The sequence below is a fragment of the Achromobacter sp. NFACC18-2 genome (assembly GCF_900108985.1).
Classification (GTDB): domain Bacteria; phylum Pseudomonadota; class Gammaproteobacteria; order Burkholderiales; family Burkholderiaceae_B; genus Achromobacter.
The window spans coordinates 74,451-93,385 of the sequence record NZ_FNYM01000020.1 but is presented as its reverse complement, the minus strand read 5'-3'; the positions used below and the strand labels follow the sequence as shown (position 1 = coordinate 93,385).

15 protein-coding genes are annotated in these 18,935 nt (G+C 64.4%); 6 read left to right on the top strand and 9 right to left on the bottom strand.

The window, feature by feature from the left end:
- The first annotated feature begins 46 nt into the window (after positions 1 to 46).
- From BMW75_RS25245 to BMW75_RS25220, 6 genes are all read left to right on the top strand, one after another.
- Positions 47 to 952 carry a DMT family transporter gene (locus BMW75_RS25245; RefSeq protein WP_092582333.1) on the top strand — a complete coding sequence of 302 codons (906 nt, stop codon included), beginning with the start codon at positions 47 to 49 and terminating at the stop codon, positions 950 to 952.
- Positions 953 to 1,110: 158 nt separating this feature from the next.
- Positions 1,111 to 1,812: a glutathione binding-like protein gene (locus BMW75_RS25240; protein ID WP_092582332.1), complete on the top strand. Its 702-nt coding sequence runs from the start codon at positions 1,111 to 1,113 to the stop codon at positions 1,810 to 1,812.
- A gap of 12 nt (positions 1,813 to 1,824) precedes the next feature.
- On the top strand, positions 1,825 to 2,289 hold the full coding sequence (locus BMW75_RS25235) for a GNAT family N-acetyltransferase (protein ID WP_092582331.1): 465 nt from the start codon (positions 1,825 to 1,827) through the stop codon (positions 2,287 to 2,289).
- A gap of 36 nt (positions 2,290 to 2,325) precedes the next feature.
- Positions 2,326 to 2,601 (top strand): lipoate protein ligase C-terminal domain-containing protein, encoded by a 276-nt coding sequence (locus BMW75_RS25230; protein ID WP_076522130.1) that lies wholly within the window; start codon positions 2,326 to 2,328, stop codon positions 2,599 to 2,601.
- On the top strand, positions 2,598 to 3,374 hold the full coding sequence (locus BMW75_RS25225; protein WP_076521259.1) for a lipoate--protein ligase family protein: 777 nt from the start codon (positions 2,598 to 2,600) through the stop codon (positions 3,372 to 3,374). Before BMW75_RS25230 ends, BMW75_RS25225 begins: the two co-directional genes overlap by 4 nt.
- A gap of 28 nt (positions 3,375 to 3,402) precedes the next feature.
- A complete protein-coding gene (locus BMW75_RS25220) occupies positions 3,403 to 4,221 on the top strand; it encodes an RsiV family protein (protein WP_092582330.1) in 819 nt (272 codons plus the stop codon).
- 70 nt (positions 4,222 to 4,291) lie between these two features.
- Here the strand turns inward: BMW75_RS25220 and BMW75_RS29300 are convergent, their stop codons facing one another.
- From BMW75_RS29300 to BMW75_RS25180, 9 genes are all read right to left on the bottom strand, one after another.
- Positions 4,292 to 4,957, bottom strand: coding sequence for a hypothetical protein (locus tag BMW75_RS29300; protein ID WP_139208597.1), 666 nt, complete (start codon positions 4,955 to 4,957; stop codon positions 4,292 to 4,294).
- Positions 4,923 to 9,905, bottom strand: coding sequence for an RHS repeat-associated core domain-containing protein (locus BMW75_RS25215; protein ID WP_092582329.1), 4,983 nt, complete (start codon positions 9,903 to 9,905; stop codon positions 4,923 to 4,925). The genes BMW75_RS29300 and BMW75_RS25215 overlap by 35 nt, the downstream gene beginning before the upstream one ends.
- An 87-nt stretch (positions 9,906 to 9,992) precedes the next feature.
- Positions 9,993 to 12,809, bottom strand: coding sequence for a type VI secretion system Vgr family protein (locus BMW75_RS25210; protein WP_092582328.1), 2,817 nt, complete (start codon positions 12,807 to 12,809; stop codon positions 9,993 to 9,995).
- Between the two features lie 166 nt (positions 12,810 to 12,975).
- Positions 12,976 to 13,494, bottom strand: coding sequence for an Hcp family type VI secretion system effector (locus BMW75_RS25205; protein ID WP_076515977.1), 519 nt, complete (start codon positions 13,492 to 13,494; stop codon positions 12,976 to 12,978).
- A 583-nt stretch (positions 13,495 to 14,077) separates the two neighbouring features.
- Entirely contained in the window at positions 14,078 to 15,367 is a 1,290-nt protein-coding gene (locus BMW75_RS25200) for a Glu/Leu/Phe/Val family dehydrogenase (protein WP_076522131.1), read from the bottom strand.
- A gap of 341 nt (positions 15,368 to 15,708) precedes the next feature.
- Positions 15,709 to 16,656 carry a formimidoylglutamase gene (hutG, locus tag BMW75_RS25195; protein WP_092582327.1) on the bottom strand — a complete coding sequence of 316 codons (948 nt, stop codon included), beginning with the start codon at positions 16,654 to 16,656 and terminating at the stop codon, positions 15,709 to 15,711.
- Positions 16,653 to 17,441, bottom strand: a complete 789-nt coding sequence (locus tag BMW75_RS25190; protein ID WP_305781745.1) for an amino acid ABC transporter ATP-binding protein — start codon at positions 17,439 to 17,441, stop codon at positions 16,653 to 16,655. Before BMW75_RS25190 ends, hutG begins: the two co-directional genes overlap by 4 nt.
- Positions 17,438 to 18,106 carry an amino acid ABC transporter permease gene (locus BMW75_RS25185; RefSeq protein WP_092582326.1) on the bottom strand — a complete coding sequence of 223 codons (669 nt, stop codon included), beginning with the start codon at positions 18,104 to 18,106 and terminating at the stop codon, positions 17,438 to 17,440. Before BMW75_RS25185 ends, BMW75_RS25190 begins: the two co-directional genes overlap by 4 nt.
- Positions 18,103 to 18,846 (bottom strand): glutamine ABC transporter substrate-binding protein, encoded by a 744-nt coding sequence (locus BMW75_RS25180; protein WP_092582325.1) that lies wholly within the window; start codon positions 18,844 to 18,846, stop codon positions 18,103 to 18,105. The genes BMW75_RS25185 and BMW75_RS25180 overlap by 4 nt, the downstream gene beginning before the upstream one ends.
- Positions 18,847 to 18,935: the final 89 nt, after the last annotated feature.

Genomic DNA, 18,935 nt, shown 5'->3' with positions numbered 1-18,935 from the left:
AATTTCTCCATCGCATTGACGGCCTCACGGCCTTCGGAGAACCATCATGATCCCCTCGACCGAACGCGCCGGCCTGGCGCAGATGGCGGCAGCCATGACCCTGTCGGGCACCCTGGGCGTTTTCGTCCTGGAGTCCGGGCAAAGCGCCTGGAACGTCGTCTTCTTCCGCTGTGTGTTCGGCGCACTGTCGCTGCTGCTGTACTGCTGGGCGCGCGGCCTGCTCAAGCCCGGCCTGTTCACCCCGAAAACCCTGGCCCTGGCGCTGGTCGCGGGCGCGGCCCTGGTCCTGAACTGGGTGCTGCTGTTTTCGGCCTATCGCCTGGCCTCCATCTCGCTGGCCACCGCGGTCTACAACGTGCAGCCGTTCTTCCTGATCGGCTTGGGCGTGCTGTTCCTGGGCGAACGTCCTTCGCGCGGCAAGGTCGCGTGGTCCCTCGTGGCGTTCGCCGGATTGCTGCTGGTGCTGCGCCTGGGCAGTCCCGGCGCGGCGGGCGGCGGCGCCTATCTGTCCGGGCTGATGCTGGGCCTGGGCGCGGCCGCGCTCTACGCCGTGACCGCCATCATCGTAAAGCGCCTGAAGGGCATTGCGCCCCAGGTGCTGGCGCTGGTGCAGGTCACGCTGGGCGCCGTGATGCTGCTGCCCATGGCCGACTTCAACGCCCTGCCTGCCCAGCCCGCGCAATGGGGCTGCCTGGTGGCGCTGGGGCTGATCCACACCTGCCTCATGTACATCCTGATGTACTCGGCCATCCAGAAGCTGCCCACCACGTCCACCGCCGCGCTCAGCTTCATCTATCCCGCGGTCGCCATCCTGCTGGACTTCGTGGTCTACGGCCACCGGATGGACGCGTTGCAGGTGGCGGGCGTGGCGCTGATCTTCCTGGCCGCCGCGGCCGTCAGCCTGAACTGGAACTGGCGCCTGCCGCGCAGCCCGCGTCCGGGTGCGGTGTAAGGACCCGGACGGGCGCGATGGGCGCAGCGGCGCTGGCGCCCGCGGGCAAACCCGCACCCGATTTCCGGTTATTCAGGCGCGCGTCCGGTCCGCGCCGCTATCATGGCCCTTCCGTCCACGGGCTCCGGTCCGTGGCGCCATGACGAACAGGACCCCTCATGATCGATCTCTACTACTGGACGACCCCCAACGGACACAAGATCACGCTGTTCCTCGAAGAAGCCGGCCTGCCCTACCAGATCCACCCGGTGAACATCGGCCGCGGCGAGCAGTTCAAGCCCGAGTTCCTGGCCATCGCCCCCAACAACCGCATTCCCGCCATCGTGGACCAGACGCCCGCCGACGGCGGCGAGCCGATTTCGCTGTTCGAATCGGGCGCGATCCTGCTGTATCTGGCCGAGAAAACCGGCAAGTTCCTGCCCGCCGACGTGCGCGGCCGCGCCGAGGTCTCGCAATGGCTGTTCTGGCAGATGGGCGGTCTGGGCCCCATGGCCGGCCAGAACCATCACTTTTCGGCCTACGCGCAAGAGCGCATCCCCTACGCCATCGACCGCTACGTCAAGGAAACCAACCGGCTCTACGGCGTGCTGAACAAGCGTCTGGCCGACCGTGAATTCGTCGCGGGCGACTATTCCATCGCGGACATGGCGGCTTATCCGTGGATCGTGCCGCACGCCAGGCAGGGCCAGGACCTGAACGACTTTCCGCACCTGAAACGCTGGTTCGACGCCATCCGCGCGCGTCCGGCCACGCAGCGCGCCTACGCGCTGGCCGAGACGATCAACACCACCCCCTCCGTCAGCGACGAGGAATCGCGCCGCATCCTGTTCGGCCAGACCGCCCAGCACGTGGCCCGCTGAAAGGAAGCCGCCATGACCGAACCGCACCGGACCTTTCGCCGCGCGCGCGCGGCGGATCTCCCGGCCATCGTGGCGATGCTGGCCGACGACGCGCTGGGCGCCGCCCGCGAGGACACGTCCGTTCCGCTGAATCCGCGCTACAGTGCCGCGTTCGAGGCGATCCAGCAGGATCCCAACCAGTTCCTGGCGGTCGTGGAGCAGGATGCTGAACTGGTGGGCTGTTTGCAGTTATCGTTCATACCCGGCCTGTCGCGGCTGGGCCTGTGGCGCGGCCAGATCGAAAGCGTGCGCATCGCGTCGTCATACCGCGGCGCGGGCCTGGGCCGCGCCATGTTCGAGTGGGCCATCGACCAATGCCGCCGCCAGGGCTGCGGCCTGGTCCAGCTCACCACCGACCGCGCGCGTCCCGATGCGCGCCGGTTCTATGAAAGCCTGGGCTTCACCGCCAGCCACGACGGCATGAAGCTCAGCCTGTAACGTCTGATTTTGATTTGAATGGAGCGCCCTATGCCTTTGCATGGCGAATACAAAGTCCCCGGCGGCAAACTGGTCGTCGCCGACCTGGAAGTGCGCGACGGCCGTCTGGCCGACGTGCGTATCAGCGGCGACTTCTTCCTTGAACCGCCCGAAGCCCTGGAAGCGATCAACCGCGGCCTGAACGGCATGCCCGCCGACGCCGGCGAACTCGAACTGGCGGTGGCCGTGCAATCGGCCCTGCCGTCCAACGCAGAAATGTTCGGCTTCTCGGCCGAGGCCATCGCCGTGGTGCTGCGGAGGGCGCTTGCATGAGCCGCACCGACTGGAACGACTACGACTGGCAACTGATCCATGAAGGCCCGCAGCCGCCCGCGCTGCACATGGCGCTGGACGCGGTCATCACCGACGAAGTCGGCGCCGGCCAGCGGCCGCCCACGCTGCGCATCTGGGAGTGGTCCGCGCCCGCCGTCGTGATCGGCCGGTTCCAATCCCTGAAAAACGAAGTCGACCCCGATGGCGCGGCGCGCCACGGCATCGAGGTCGTGCGCCGCGTGAGCGGCGGCGGCGCGATGTTCATCGAGCCCGGCAACTCCATCACCTATTCGCTCAGCGCGCCCCAGGCGCTGGTCCACGGCATGAGCTTCCAGGAGTCGTATGCCTTCCTGGACGCGTGGGTGCTGACCGCGTTGCAGGGACTGGGCATCAAGGCCTGGTACCAGCCGCTCAACGACATCGCCTCGGACATCGGCAAGATCGGCGGCGCCGCCCAGGCCCGCCGCGCGGGCGCCGTGCTCCACCATGTCACCATGTCCTACGACATCGACGCCGACAAGATGGTCGAGGTCCTGCGCATCGGACGCGAGAAGCTATCCGACAAGGGCACGACCAGCGCCAAAAAGCGCGTCGATCCCCTGCGCACCCAGACCGGACTGGCGCGCGAGGTCATCATCGACCGCATGGTGGAAACTTTCGCGGGCCTGCATCGTCTGACTCCGGGACAGGTGGGCAGCGACACGCTGGCGCGCGCGCAGGCGCAGGCGGACGAAAAGTTCTCCACCGCGGATTGGACGGGTGTGGTGCCCTGACGGCGCCCCGGTTTTTGGAGGTATTCGAATGCGTCGCACATTCACGCCGCAAGGCGCGATAAGCGGTCTGATATTGGGCGCGGCCCTGCTGGCCCTGGCCGGCTGCGGCAGCACGCCGCCCGCGGACATCACCCTGGCGTCGCCCGGCGCCCATTCCCAGGCCACCCAGGAAAAACTGGGCGACCTGTCCATCGAGCGCATCAAGTGGGCCGCCAGCAAGCCCGGCTGCGAAGGCGACTGCCCGCGCATCGAGATCGACAGCGTGGCGTTTCCCGGCATCCCGAAGCTGACCGCCCTGGTGGACCACGTGCTGGCCTACATGACCGGCACCGACGCGAACCGCCGCGGCCCCTACGACACGTTGTCGGAATACACACAGTACTTCTGGTCCACCGCGCGCCCCCGCGACGCGACCTACTTCAAGGCCAGCGTGAAAGACACGGTAGGCGACATCGTCTCCATCGAACTGCACACCGAACAGTTCCTGACCGGCGCCGCCCATGGCATACCGGCCACGCAATACCTGAACTGGGAACGCAGCCGCGGCCGCGTGATGAGCCTGGACGAAGCCCTGATCCCGGGCCGCCGCGCCGAATATGTAGCCGCCCTGCAGCGCGCCCACGCGAAATGGCTGGCGGGCAATCCCGATGCCAAGCGCGATCCGGCGGCCTACAACAAGATGTGGCCCTTCCAGGAAAGCGACAACTTCGCGCTCACGCGCGACGGCATCGTGGTCAAGTACGACGCGTATTCCATTGCGCCGTATTCGCACGGCGAGCCTGAACTGGCGATTTCGTATCAGGACCTGCGGGGGATTTTGAAGCCGGAGCTGGTGCCGGCTTCGTAGGCGGGAGAGTTTTTCGTGGCGAAACGCAAGGGAACCGAGTCGCGCCAGATGCTCCGCAGCGCAGACGCACTCAAGATGAACAAAAGTTCATCAGACGTTCAAAGGCTCGGGCCTTGCACTTTCGTCGATATTTCATGCCCCCTGCATTCAATTCCAATCGAGTCATCATGCTTCTAATGGATCGTGTGGAAAGTAGCGAGAACTTTCCCGATCGATCAATATCACTTTCAAGAGTTAGCACTATATAGCCACCTCTTGCGCCCTTCTGCTTGAATTGAATGACAACGGCGTCATTAATAATGGCAGCCCCATTCCTTTTATCCTCAGAGAAGTAAAGCTCTATCGGCGCATCAGAAATGCGGTCCAGATTTTTATACCTCAGATAGCGCCTTAGCAGGGTAACTAGCCGCACACCCGAACGGACGCCCCCAACATCGAACCCGTTCCCCACGCTCTGTTCGGCAAAAAAATAGTGCTTGAAATTTAGATATACAGCATTCCCGCAGTAATTCGAAATATACTCTTTTTCATACAAGTGAAATTCCGAGGGATTCCCGACCATATCATAGCCATCGCCCTGCAGGTCATTTTTGGAAAAACCGTTCAATGCGAATATTGATGCCTTATCGATCACCCCATGATCGACATAAGAATTAAATATATCGCCGAAATTAATTATGGGCATCGGTATTTGTCGTTCGTTATTTGGAAATGGGATTAGTTCGAGCCGTGCCATGCGCGGTCAGGATATCGCCGACCTTTTGCAACTCGATCGCCCGCGTCGTACCCGGAAAAGCATCTGCTCCAGCCCGAGCTGCTTTCGCCAAGCGATCAACATTGTTGGCGTTGTCAAGATACCTCGTAGCGCATGCACACGCTTTACTCCATTGGGGCGCCGTCATACTACGAGCAGCCTTATCTGCGGGCGCGAACTCTGCATGCGTGCCAGTCGCGTTAGGTTTCAGCTCTATGTGCCCTCCCTTCGGCGGCAATCCAGGCCCATGAACATTAATGTGCACGCCTCGAGCTAGCGTATCTGTGGCCGCAGTTTGAGCCGATATTTCGTATCCCGCCAACCCGAGTGGATCGATCCACTCAACCGGATTATCCGCATACTGATAAACATTCAACCCACCCGCAAACCCAATCGGATCCTTCGCAATAAACCGTCCGATCTCCGGATCATAGTACCGGTGCCGGTTGTAATGCAGCCCCGTCTCACGATCCCAATACTGCCCCTGAAATCGGATCGGATTACGTATTCCCGCCGCCTGCGCCGCGGTTGAGATCACCTCCTTGGCCAACCCCCAAGCCCTGTACTGCGCGCTCCAGACGATCTCGCCTTGCGTATCCGTCAATTCCTGCGGCGTGCCCAGGTGATCGCACTGGTACCACGCCAGCGCATCCACGGAGTCCGGCTCGGGCGAGGTCGTCCACAGCGGGTCCTGGTCAATGTCATATCCGCCCACGTAGACGGGCTGCTGGTGCAGCAGCACGGGCTTCCTGCTGACCGCCTGGGCCAGTGGCACAAAGCTCCCCGGTTCATACAGGTAATGGGTGGTTTGATCGTCTCGGCCCTCCCAGGCCAGGTTGTCGCCGTCCCAGCCGTACAGCGTCGCGCCACACCCTAGCGCGCGGTTCAAGCGCGTTTTCTCTTCCCGGATCTGCACAGGTGTCATGCCTGGGCGTTCGCGCCATTGGGCTTCGGACTGCTTGATCAGGCGACGCCCCAACGCGTCGTATTGATAATCCACACGCAGCGCATCGTTGCGATAGCCCGTCAGGCGATTGAACAGGTCCCACTCGAAGTGCGAACGCTTGCCGTTGTGCAGTTTCTCGATCAGGTTGCCGCGAGCGTCATAGTGGTAATGCGTGCCCGCGTACTCGCGCAACAGATTGTCCAGTCGCGCCGAGCGGTGACGATAGGTATAGACCGGGCCTCCCATGCCCAACGTGCTCTCGTTCCCCTCGGCGCTCGTTGGATCCAGCAGGTTGCTGGCCGGATCAAAGGCAAACGTCTCCTTGCCCAAGCTGCTGGTCGCTTCAAGCAACCGTCCTACCGGGTCATAGCGATAGGCCAGGGGGCCGCGCCGGCTGTCCTGAATCGCCTCCAACTGCCCCGCCGCGTCGTAACGATAGCTCCGTTGCAGCAGGCGTTGAGGACGTCCACCCAGGTCGGCGCCTACGCCAACACCCGCGATCGTGCCTGAGGCTCCTGGCATTCCAGGCATTCGCGCCACGCTCTGTTGACTCAACCGCCCCATCGCGTCCCACGATTGGGTCTGGACCAGGCGGTTACCCTGATGGCGCTCCACCTCCCGGTGCAGGTCATCGCGCTCGAAGTTCGCGAGTTCGTGCTCGTCGAACATCATGCCGTGCACATGGCCCGAGCCATACGTCAACCAACTGACGCGATGGCCGTCCGGGCGCAGCGTGGCGATACGCTGGTTCAGTTCGTCGTAGTCGTGCTTCCATACCGCCGTGACCGGTGTCGACAGGCTTTGGTAGTGCTGATGTTCACGCGTCAGGTTGCCGGCCGCATCGTAGAACCATTGCAGACGGCTGGCGGGGTTTTCCGCCAGGATCAGGCGGCCGTTACCGTCATAGGCGTAGCGTTCAGTCTGCGATCCAGCCGCGCTGGTTTGCGCACCCGCTTGCGTCGGCGCACCCGCGTTGGCGGCATGGAGGCGCGCATGACGCTGCGCCACGCGACCCATCGCATCAAACTTGAGCTCGATGACGCGATCACCGTCTTGCGTGGACAGCAGCGTGCCGCTGGCCTGGTCATAGCGGTAGTGCGTGGCCTGACCGTCAAAGCCTCGCTGCTCCAGCAACCGCCCGACCGGGTCGTATACAAAGCGGGCCTGCCGGTCGTTCTCGTTGGCCAGCGCCGTCAGTTGACCCAGCTTGTCCCATTGATAGTGCAACGTACGGCCGGCGGCATCCCTGCGTTGCGCGATCAGCCCCGCTGCGGTATAGGTCCACTGCGTGCGGCGCCCCAGCGCATCGGTGTGCGCAAGCAGCCGGCCTTCGGCGTCGCGCTCGAAATGTTCCTCCGTCTGATCGGGGCGCGTGATGCGGATCAGTTGCCCTGCTGCGTAGGCGTAGCGCGTGGTGTTGCCGACCGCGTCGGTGAACTCGCCTAATTGGCCCTGATCGTCATACCGCCAGACGCTCGTCTTGCCGGAACAATCCGTGTACTGCGTAATCTGGCCCGCCGCGTTGTAGGCCAATCGCTTCTGACCGCCCCGGGCATTCTGGATCGCGACCGGATTTCCCGCGGTGTCATAGGCATACTCGGTCTTGTTGCCGAGCGGATCGATGCTCTCGATCAGGTAACCCCGTGGGCTGTAGTCGCGCTGCCACAAGCCGCCTTCGGCGTCACGGATCTTGAAAAGCTGGTCCCGGTCGTCGTAGGCATAATGTTCAACGCTGCCATCCGGACGAGTGTGTTCCAACAAGTTGCCACGATCATCGTAGGCATAGCGATCGATGCTGGCATCGGTGTGCACATGCTGGATGACGTTCTTGGCCTCGTCCCGATAGAGCCATTCGGACAGGCCGTCGGGATGCACGATACGGTAGGGATAACCCAGGATGTCGTAGTAGTACGCGGTCCGGTGGCCATGGGCGTCGGTCACCGTGGTCAGGCGGATGTTCTCCGACCACTCCAGGTTCAGTTCATAGGTCCCGTCATCCGCCCATTCGCGTATTGCACGCGCGGTGGGGGTATTGCCATCCCACTCCAGGTTCATGCCGCGGTCGGTGCGGTCCGTATAGCGCGTCAGCAGGTGATGCTGGTATTGGTAGACCCACTGCCCGCCGCGTTCGTCCTGGGCGCGCACCAAGTCGCCTGCCCCATCGTACTGATAGACCGCCAGTTGGCGCCCCGGCTTTCCGTCGGCAATCTGCCAGAGGGCCATGATGCGGCCGGCTTCATCCAGCTGGGTGCCCAGGTGGGAGTGGAAGTCATCATCCTGGTAGGTCAGCAGGTCCGACAGGACCTGGCGACCACCCACCCGGTGTTCGTAGTGCAATACGACGCGAGCGCCGCCCTGCAGCGCGATCTCCCTGAGCCGGAATATCGCGCCATCGCGCCGATATGTCTCCTGGCGGCGGTGGCCTTGGGCCAGCGTCAGTTCGTCACGCGAGATGCGCACCAGCGTGAGGTTTTCGATCGGATCGTAGTGGAACTTTCCGAGTGGCGGCAGCGGATAGTCGTGACTGCGGCCATCAGCAGCGTGATAGCGCAGTTTCCCGCCTTCGGGCGGTTCGGACAGCACATCCAGGCGGGTGGTGAATTCATTGATCCAGCGCGCCCCGCCCGGCCCTGCATCATAGGCGTCCAGATCCGAACGATATGTGCGTACCCAGCGCAGCGGAAACGGGCCGGGCAACACCGCGTCCGTATGAGTCAGGGTTTCTGCGCCGCGCGCGAACGTGATGCTGTTGCATGAGCTGCAACCGCTGCCGGGCTTGGGATCCGCTTTGGCCGGGTGCTGTCTTTTGATGGCGTCGCTTTCCGCCCCGGACGCCTGATGCTTGGCCTGACTGGTCTGCGACGGATGAACGTTGCTGGGCTGGGAATGCGCAAGCTTGCGCTTTGCGACGACCGCCAGCATCAGTTGCTCCAGCATCCAGCCTATGCTCTGCTGGACCTTCGGGTCCTTCAGCGTAAGGATTTGCGCCTTGACTTGCGGGGCAAGTATCTTTAACTGCGCCGCGACGTCAAGGACATGCTTCTTGATGGGCTCGGGCAAGACCTGTCGTGCGCCCCAACTGGCCGCGTCCTTGGCCTGCCCAACCATGATGCTGCCCAATGCGCTCCAAAAATTCGGATGCGTGACCAATTCCAGCGTGCTGACCGACCCGTTGTTTTCTTGTAGCACCGCCTGCAGCTTCTGGTCGGCAGCCTGGTAGTTTTCCGTCGATCCCAGGTCCGCATTGGCCAAGCTGATCAGGCCATTGGCCAGGCTATTGACAACTTGTTCCCCCATGTCCGCGGCCACGATCAGGATTTCTTCAAGCTTGGCAATGGCATCCTTGAGGAAAGTCTCCAGATCGCCCTTGAAGCTGGCGCTCAGGTTGTTGGCGAGCGTGCTGATCAGCACCTCGCTCACGCCCGCCAGGCCGCGTGACATGAATTCGGCGCGGGCAGCGTGCAAGGCAACGCGCAAATTGCCACGTATCGCACCGTAGCCCACGGCTGCGGGCACCACACCGATCAGATCGACCCCCAGCCCGACCCAATCCAGGGCCATCACCTCTTTCTTGGACATCATCTCGGTGATGTCATTGATCACGTCCACCAAAGCGATGACGTTGGTGACGATGGGAATCGCAGAGGCGAAGCTCTTAATCCGTTCAAGCGTGATGAGATCGTTGCTGATGCTGCGAAGCCATCTATCGAATGCGGCGGCGCCTTCTCGAACGTCTTCTCGCACAATCGTGTTGCGAGGAGCGACGACTGCGCGCGCGACGATTCCCCCGATCAGCGCATATCGGGCTACCTGAATACTGGTCCTGCCAACCTCGGAACTCCTGAATCTCTGCCATTCGGCGGGAATACTGTCCCACCCGTCCGAAATGGTCTTCCAAGAGGTCGCAACGACGGCTTCCCATTCTTTATCGGTGTAGCGCGTCGGGTAATTCAACGTGGCTGGCGTGCGGGAGGGCTGAGACATGACTGATGTTTCACTTGTGCAAGTAAGCGGGGGACGCAGCGGCGCGGTCAATGACCGATGACAGGACTGGGCAAGAGGCGCGTGCCGCTATCCCGTCAGCGACTTGGCGAGGGCCGGAGTAGCCTGATCTCGGGGCATGGCGTTCGCGCCAAGCAGCCCCCTGTGCGCCTGACCGACACCTGCCGTGCGCAGCAGGCCGGCGGGGCTGGCCTGGACCGCCGCTGCCACCGCACGCCCCGATTGGCCGGCAACCTGTGCCGCCCGCAGGGCGTCCTGAATCCCTGCGGCTTTGGCTTGCAGTTCATCGGCCAATGCTCGAACCTGCGCTGGAACGGCCGTCGCCATTTGGGCGGGCCAGGGCTTCGAACCCATAAAGCTGCTTTGCTCCCAAGGGTTGTTCGGATCCTTGCCAAAGCTGACGCTTGCCGGACCTGGGGCCGCGCCTGGCACGGCCGCAAACCCTTGGGCATCGAGCGTGCCCTTGAAGACACGCCCCAAGGCATCCTCGACTTCGAACGCAGCGTTCGGAATCCCTGTGCCATTGAGATACCTGTTGAACAATTCCAGGTTTCCCTTGGCTGGCTTGGGCTCATCCGGAAACGTCCCCGCCTGGTTCTTGGGCCCGGTGAACCGTGCTCCCGCCGAATGCACCTTGTACGCGCCACCGGTCGCATGCGTGATGCCGCCCGCGTTGTAGGTCGTGCCGCTGCCGCCGGCATTGATCACGATTTCTTCCTTGGCGCTGATCGTGATGCGGGTGGCGCTGACGGTGACGTTCAGCTTGGCCAGCACGTTGATGCTGTCCTTGAGCGCCTTGATGTCGATGTCGCCGGCCGCGGCGATCAGGCGGTATCCCAGGCTCTGCACGAAGAAGCGCATGCCGCGGCTGGCGCTGGCCAGCAGCCGCTTGCCCGCCGAGACGCTGGTGTGGCCGGTGCTGGAGAGCGCGATGTGTTCGCCGCTGGCGATGTGCGTGCAGCCCGGCGTGCTGGTGGCGATGCCGGCCGGACTGGCCAGCACCAGGTGCGGCGCGCTGAGTTCGGGGTAGTGGTTGGCCTGCGGATTGGCGGGACCTTGTCCCTCGATCTGCGCGTGCTGCGCCTGCAAGGCGCCGGCCACGCCGTCCTGGTCGCCGGGCTCCTGCGCCATCACATCGCGCGCCAGCGTGGCGAAGGTGTCCTGCTGCTCTCGCGCGACGGACAGGCGCTCGGCGGTCTCGGGCAGGTCCTTGTGATGTTCGCCGGCATTGGCGCGCATCTCGGTGGTGAGCAGCAGGCCGCCGCCTGCGCGCAACACGCCATGCGCATCCGTGCGCAATTCGAAGCCTTGGCCGCGCGGCACGCCGCCCGATGGTCTGGGATGGGTCAGGTAGCCAAGGTTGAGCGCCGTGGCCGCATGGTCGCTCATCAGCGCGGCGCTGATCTGGCCCGAGGTGTCGTCCAGGCGCAGTTCGTTGGCCCGGCTGCCCTTGTGCTCCTTGGTCTTGACGGTGTTCAGGATGTTGTGGCGGGGTAGCGCGTACGGCGGCAGGTTGGTCGCCCGATACGTCCTGCCCGTGATGATGGGCTGGTCGCAGTCGCCATCCAGGAAGTCGACGATCACTTCCTGGCCGATGCGCGGGATGGCCATGTGGCCCCACGCGGCGCCCGCCCAGTTCTGCGAGACGCGGATCCAGCAGGAGCTGTGCTCGTCGTTCCTGCCCAGGCGGTCCCAGGGAAACTGGACCTTCACGCGGCCGTATGCGTCGCAGTAGATTTCTTCGTTGGCAGGTCCCACGACCGAGGCGATCTGCGGGCCGTCGATGCGGGGCTTGGGGGCAGGCTCCGGTTTCCAGTCGACCTTGTCCGGCACGATGTCGGCGGTGTAGCGGTATTGGGTGCCTTGCGCGGCGTCGGCGCCTTCTTCCTGCTGGCTGGTGTGCTGGATCCCGTGGTGCTGCATGCGCACCGGGCGCCAGCCGTGGTTCCAGTCTTCGCGCGGATGGCCGGTCAGGTCGAACGCCACGCCGGGCACGAGGCGCGCGTCGTCGCCTTCGACGCGGGCCATGCGGGCGTCTCGGCGCAGGCCGAGGAGGCGGCTGAGGGTGAAGGGTTTGCCGGCTTCGTCGCGCTTGTAGCGGCCGGGGTAGTCGTAGCGTTCGTAGCGGGCGTCCTGGTGGTCCAGTTCGCGCGCTAACGCTGAATGCTCTTGGTCGTATTGCGGGTGGGTGTAGGTGTAGTCGCGCTGCGTCTGGCGCGCGGTGCGCACGTGTTCGGCATAGGTGAAGCGGCGCAGGGCCGGTTCGGGTTGATCGCCGCCGGGCGTGGGGTTGTAGATGACCGGGCCGCCATCGATCGCGCCGTGGACGTAGATGCGATCACCGTGGATCAGGCGGTGGCCCTTGTCGGTGTGTTCGAAGCGGTAGAAGAATCCTTCCTCGGCCGCGAGCCGGTCGAGGAACTGCAGGTCCGTGTCGCCCGCCTGCACGCAATACTCGCGCGGCAGGTGTTCGTGGGTCGTGACCTGTTCGTAGTTCGTGATGCCGTGGGATTTGATGACCTGATCCAGGATCTCCGGCACCGATTGCTGCTGGAAGATGCGCCAGTCGGAGCACAGCGACGCGCGTGCCAGTGCCGGCTCCACCACGGCGCGGTAGCGGGTGCGCCGGAAACCGGTGTCGCCTTGTTCAAACCCCGTGACGATGCCGTGCACATGGCGCACCGGCGCATCCCCGCGCCAGATCGTGAATAACGCAGGCTGGTCCAGCAGCACGCCAAAGTCTACGGCCGCATCGAAGCTGGACAACGCCACGCGCAGCACAAAGGTCTCGGACAAGGCTTCATCCAGCGTGAACTCGATGACGTCGAAGTCCACGCCGGTGGCGGCTGGCGAGAACGTGAATCGCAGATCGGATAAACGGGTCATCTCGGTATCCTGCGCAGCCGCAACGTTGCGAGCAATCGTTGCGGCTGCCGATGGTCAAGAAGAAGACGGAATCACCGCTGGCGGCGACTCCGGGGGCTGGATTGAGCAATGAGGCAGGAGGAGCCGGCGCGCGACGAATCGGGCCGGCTCATCTGGCTCATCCCGCTCAGCTCTCCAGCGGCTTGCGCCAGTCGTCCGAGGCTTCCGTGCCCGCGATCGCGTGGGTCCAGGTGATCTTGCGATACGCCATGGCCACCTTGATGAGCTGCGTGTAGTCGGCGTTGCCCGGGTCCTGCGCGTGCGGCAGGACGCTGGTGATGTCCACGATCGTGGCGTCTTCCAGTTCAGTCGTGAAGAAGTGTTCCTGCTTGCCGTCGATGGACGTGCGGTACCACTTCACTTCGACCTTGGGCAGCATTTCACCGGCGGCCAGGGCCTGGTACATGAGCGGCGTGGCCTTGTTCAGCGCGCTGGTGAAGATGAACGGTTTGTGCACGCGCTGGCCGGAAGGCTGGCCGCTTTGCGGATCGGTCGGGGTGTTGACGCGGTGCTCGATCTCTTGGACCAGGATCTGGTCTTCGTGGCCTTCCACGTAGACGTTGCCGACCGAGTCGGCGGTGAAGGCGCCCTGGGTGATGTTGCCCTGGGTCTTGCCGGTGATGCTGATATAGGCGGGAGTAGGCATTGACGGATTCCTTGTCGTCGTGAGGCCCGGTGGGGCCGAAGCATCCCGAAGGTGGGATGCGGCGACATATGCGAAATCCGTGCCAGGTGGGTCAGCGCGGGAGAAACCTGCGAAGAATCAAAGGGCTACGAGGAAGTTGGCGGGATGCCATAAGGACTGCCGCAGGCGCGGCGCCACGCAAGACCGGGTTTTGACCGAGAAATCGGGCCAAATTTGACTCGCTGCGTCATAAGCCCTTGATAACTAAGCACTCTGAGTGGGCCATTTTTGGCCCGGGCGGGTCAAATCTGGCCCGGCGCATTTTTTCATGACGAGCCAGCGATGCGGCAGTCGGGGCGCAGCGCAACACACTGCCTCACCTGACAGCCCTTCACGCCAGCCCGGTCGGCAACGTATCGTCTTGCCAGAAAAAATCCCTACGAAGCGCATTGCGCCTGGTAGGGATCGGTCGAGCTTGGTGATTGATACCAGAGGGTCGAAACCCATCCCGCGAGGGATGCCGTTCGACGCAAGGCAGTTTCCCGATTTGTCTCTCTCCGCCTCCTCGGCATTGCCCCCCGTGGGCGCAATGCCGATTCAGTCTTTACGGATACAGGCCGCGCACCTGGCGGGCCTGCAGGATGCGCGTGCAAGCCACGATGAACGCGGCAGTACGCAGCGTCACCTTGTGCTCGCGCGACACCTGCGCCACCGACGCGTAGGCTTCGCGCATGAGGCGTTCGAGGCGCTGGTTGATTTCCTCTTCGCTCCAGAAGAAGCTGGAGAAATCCTGCACCCATTCGAAGTAGCTGACCGTCACGCCGCCGGCGTTGGCCAGCACGTCCGGCACGACATAGACGCCGTTCTCGGCCAGGATGTCGTCGGCTTCGGGGGTGGTCGGGCCGTTGGCGCCTTCGACCACGATCTTGGCGCGCACCTTGGCGGCGTTGTCGACCGTGATCTGGCTTTCCAGGGCTGCCGGGATCAGGAATTCGGTTTCCAGCGTCCAGAACTCGTTCTTGTCCAGCGCCTGGCCGCCCGAGAAGCCGCCCACGCCGCCGGTCTGCGACACGTGCGACAGCAGCTTGTGCACGTCCAGGCCGGCCGGGTTGTGCACGGTGCCGGTGTGATCCTGCGCGGCGATGACCTTGGCGCCGGCTTCATGGAACAGGCGGGCGGCGGTGCCGCCCACGTTGCCGAAGCCTTGCACGACGACGCGCGCGCCGGCGACGTCGATGTTCTGGTCGCGGGCGGCTTCGCACGCCACGACGAACACGCCGCGGCCGGTGGCTTCGACGCGGCCCAGGCTGCCGCCCAGCGCGATCGGCTTGCCGGTGACAACGCCGGTGGCGGTGGCGCCTTCGTTCATGGAGTACGTGTCCATCATCCAGGCCATGGTCTGGGCGTTGGTGTTCACGTCAGGCGCGGGGATGTCCTTGGAGGGTCCGATGATGACGCCGATCTCGCTGGTGTAGCGGCGCGTCATGCGTTCGAGTTCCGACTGGGAGAGCTTGCGCGGATCGACGCGGATGCCGCCCTTGGCGCCGCCGTACGGCAGGTTGACCGCGGCGTTCTTGACCGACATCCAGGCAGCCAGCGCCATCACTTCGGAGAGCGTGACGTCCTGGTGGAAGCGCACGCCGCCCTTGCCCGGGCCGCGCGACACGTTGTGCTGCACGCGATAGCCCTCGAAGTGGGCGATGGTGCCGTTGTCCAGTTCGATCGGCACGTCGACGATCAGCGAGCGCTTCGGACGCTTCAGCGTCTCGACCCACCGGCTCAGGGAACCGAGGTACGGCGTGACCCGGTCGACTTGTTGCAGGTAATTACCCCAGGGGCCGAGGTCATCGGCATTCAGATAAGACGGCAAGGCATGGGTGGGAGTGTGAGACATGAGCATGCTCTCCTGACAAAGTTGCGCCATTTTATCCACGAAACTTATAGCGTCCCCATTTAAAGTTTAAATATTTTTAATAGGGTCGTATAGCTGTTGCGGATACCGAACGGGTCGCAGAGGGGCCCGGAAGCTGCACCTATCCTAAGCCGCGATGGCGCCCCCGTCCAGCCTGCGCGCGCCGGCGCCAGACGGCAAAAGGGGCGGCCCCGTGAAGAGAACCGCCCCAGAATCCCTTGCCCTTGCGGGTGCGCGCAACATCAGGCCCCGAGCCCAAGCGGCGCACCGGTATCTGACACCCCCTGCCCCACTGCAGCCAGGGTGTCAGACACCGAATGGAATCACGCCGCCATCAGCTGCCATGCCAGACGCGCAGCCGCGCGCGCGCCGTGGCCGTCGATGTCGAACTTGGGATTGAACTCCGCCATGTCGGCCAGGCGGAGCTTGCCGCTGGCCTTGACCCGCAACACGATCTCCTCGATCACGGACATCGGCACGCCATACGGCGCGGGCGCGGAAACGCCCGGCATCACGCCGGCGGGCAACACGTCCAGGTCGATCGTCAGATACACGTGTTGCGCCTTGGCCAGCAGCGCGTCCACATCGGCGAGCCGCGAGGCCAGTTGGCGCTCCTGCATCTCCCGGTCTTCGATCCATACGGCCCCGATCTCGGCCGCGCGGGCGTAAAGCGCCGGCGTATTGGCCAGCCGCGAGACGCCCAGGCAGGCGTACTGCACGTCGCGCCCGCGCGCCTCGCTGTCCCGCGCGATCTGGTCGAACGGCGTGCCGGAGCTGCCCGGACGTCCCGTGCGCAGATCGAAGTGCGCGTCCAGGTTCAGGACCAGCACGGCGCCGGCATCGCCGCGCGCATCCAGCCAACGGGCCAGGCCCTGGAAACTGCCCCACGCGATCTCATGGCCGCCGCCCAGCACGACCGGTCGCGCGCCTTGCCCCATCAGTTCGGCAATTCGCAGGCCCAGGCGCTCCTGGGCCGCTTCCAGCTTGTCGCCGTGGCAGTCGATGTCGCCCGCATCCAGCAGGCGCGTCAGGCCGTGCGCGGGCAGCCCCGCCAGGTACTTGCGGATGCCCGCCGGACCTGCGGCCGCGCCGACCCGGCCCTGGTTGCGGGCCACGCCGGCGTCGCACGCAAAGCCCAGCAACACGGCCTCGCCCATGTCGGCCTGCCCTGCTTCGGCTTCGACGATGTGCGCCAGCCGGCGGGTGTCGCCCTGCTCGGCGCTGTCGTCGCGCGCCTTCCACAGGCTCATATCGAGTGTCGACGCGCTCATGCCGCCGCCCCCGGACCCGCGCTCAGGACCGCCTGCAGGAACTCGCGGGTGCGCGCTTCGCGCGGCGCGCTGAAGATCACGTCCGGCGAACCCGATTCCAGGATGACGCCGCCGTCCATCACGGCCACGACGTCGGCCACGTCGCGGGCAAAGCCCATTTCGTGGGTGACGACCATCATGGTCATGCCTTCGCGGGCGAGCAGCTTCATGACCTGCAGCACTTCGCCCACCAGCTCCGGGTCCAGCGCCGAGGTCGGCTCGTCAAACAGCATGACCTGCGGCTGCATGGCCAGCGCGCGCGCGATGGCCACGCGCTGCTTCTGCCCGCCCGACAGGCTGGCCGGCATGGCCGAGACCTTCTGCGACAGGCCAACCTTGTTCAGCAGGTCGGCCGCCAGGGCGTTGGCTTGCTCGCGCCCCAGACCGAGCAGCTTGCGCGGCCCGACGGTCACGTTGTCCAACACCGACAGGTGCGGGAACAGGTTAAAGCCCTGGAACACCATGCCCACCTGCGTGCGCAACTGGTTCAGCTCGGCCTCCGGCAGCATCGCGCCGTTGTCCTGCAGCGTCTGCCCGCAGATTTCCACGGTGCCGCGCTGCGCCACTTCCAGGCCGTTGCAGCATCGCAGCAGCGTGCTCTTGCCCGACCCGCTGGGGCCGATCACCACCACCACCTGCGACTGCAGCACGTCAAAGTCGATGCCGCGCAGGACGGCGTGGTCGCCGTAGGACTTGTGCAGGCCGCGGATGCGGATCATTTCCTGCCCTTCGATGACGAGGCTCATTGCACCATCCCTCCGGCGCGCAGACGATGCTCGACCTTGCGCAAAATCACCATGGCCACCGTGGTCAGAACCAGATAGATCAAAGCCACCACCAGGTAGGTTTCCAGCGAGCGATATGACACGCTGATGATCTTCTGCCCTTCGTGCATCAGATCGTGAATGGTCAACAGCGACACCAGCGCGGAATTCTTGATCAGCGCGATGAACTCGTTGCCCAGCGGCGGGATCATGCGCACCACGGCCTGCGGCAGGATGATGATGCGCATGGCCTGGCCCGACGACATGCCGAGCGAGCGCGCCGCTTCCGTCTGGCCGCGATCCACCGACTGGATCGCGCCCCGCACGATTTCCGACACGTAGGCGCCGGAATACATGCCCAGGCCCAGCACGCCGCAGGCGAAGGCCGGCAGCGTCACGCCGAACTGGGGCAGCCCGAAGAACCAGATGAAAAGCTGCACCAGCAGCGGCGTGCCTCGGAAGAACAGCAGGTAGGTGCTGCACAGGTGATAGATGACGCGGCGTTGCGGGTTGAGCCGCCCCACGCCCACCAGCAGCCCCATCACGCAGCCCAGCAGCAAGGCGCCGGCAGTCACCTCGATGGTGACCGCCGCGCCCCGCAGCAGCGCGTCGAAGTCGGCGAAGACGGGAGAAAAATCCAGGTTCATTTCGCGGGCGCCTCGAACCACTTGTTCACGATGGTTTGATAGGTGCCATCGGCCTTCAGCTTCTGCAGCGCGGCGTTCAGCTCGCGCGTGAGTTCAGGCTTGTTCTTGGGCACGGCGATGCCGTAGTCCTCGGTGGTCACCTGCTCGCCCAGCACGGTCAGGCCGTTGGTGCTCTGCGCGAACAGCTTGGCGGCGGGCTTGCCCGTCACCGCGGCGTCGGCGCGGCCGATCTGCACCAGGTTGAACATTTCCTGGTTCTTTTCGACTTCCACGCGCTGCACCTTGGGGAAGTGCTCCTTCAGGTAGTTGACGGACTTCGTGCCGACCTGCACCGACACCTTGCGGCCGTCCAGGTCCTTGATGCTCTTGATGGGGCCGTCGGCCTTGGTCAGCACCACCAGACCGCCCGCGTAGTACGGGTCGGTGAAGTCGACGACCTTGCTGCGCTCGGGCGTGATGTAGATGGCGGACACGGCGATATCGGCGCGGCCGGCCTGCAGGGCCGGAATCAGGCCCTTGAAGTCGATGTCGATCCATTCGATCTTCTTGCCCATCGCGCCGGCCAGCGCTTCGACCAGCTCGATGTCAAAACCGGTGCGCTTGCCGTCCTTGACGAACTCCATCGGGGGGAAGGTGGCGTCGGTGACGGCGCGGATCGTTTCCTGGGCGTGCGCGGAACCAGCGGCCCAGGCGAGGCTCAGGGTCAGGGCGGCGGAAAGCAGGGTGCGGCGAGTGGTCATGGTGGGTCCTATGCGTGTGGATACGGCGGTGGGTACGGCGATCGTTGAAACCAGGAACGGACTAAGGGGTGCAGCATGTAATTCGGTTA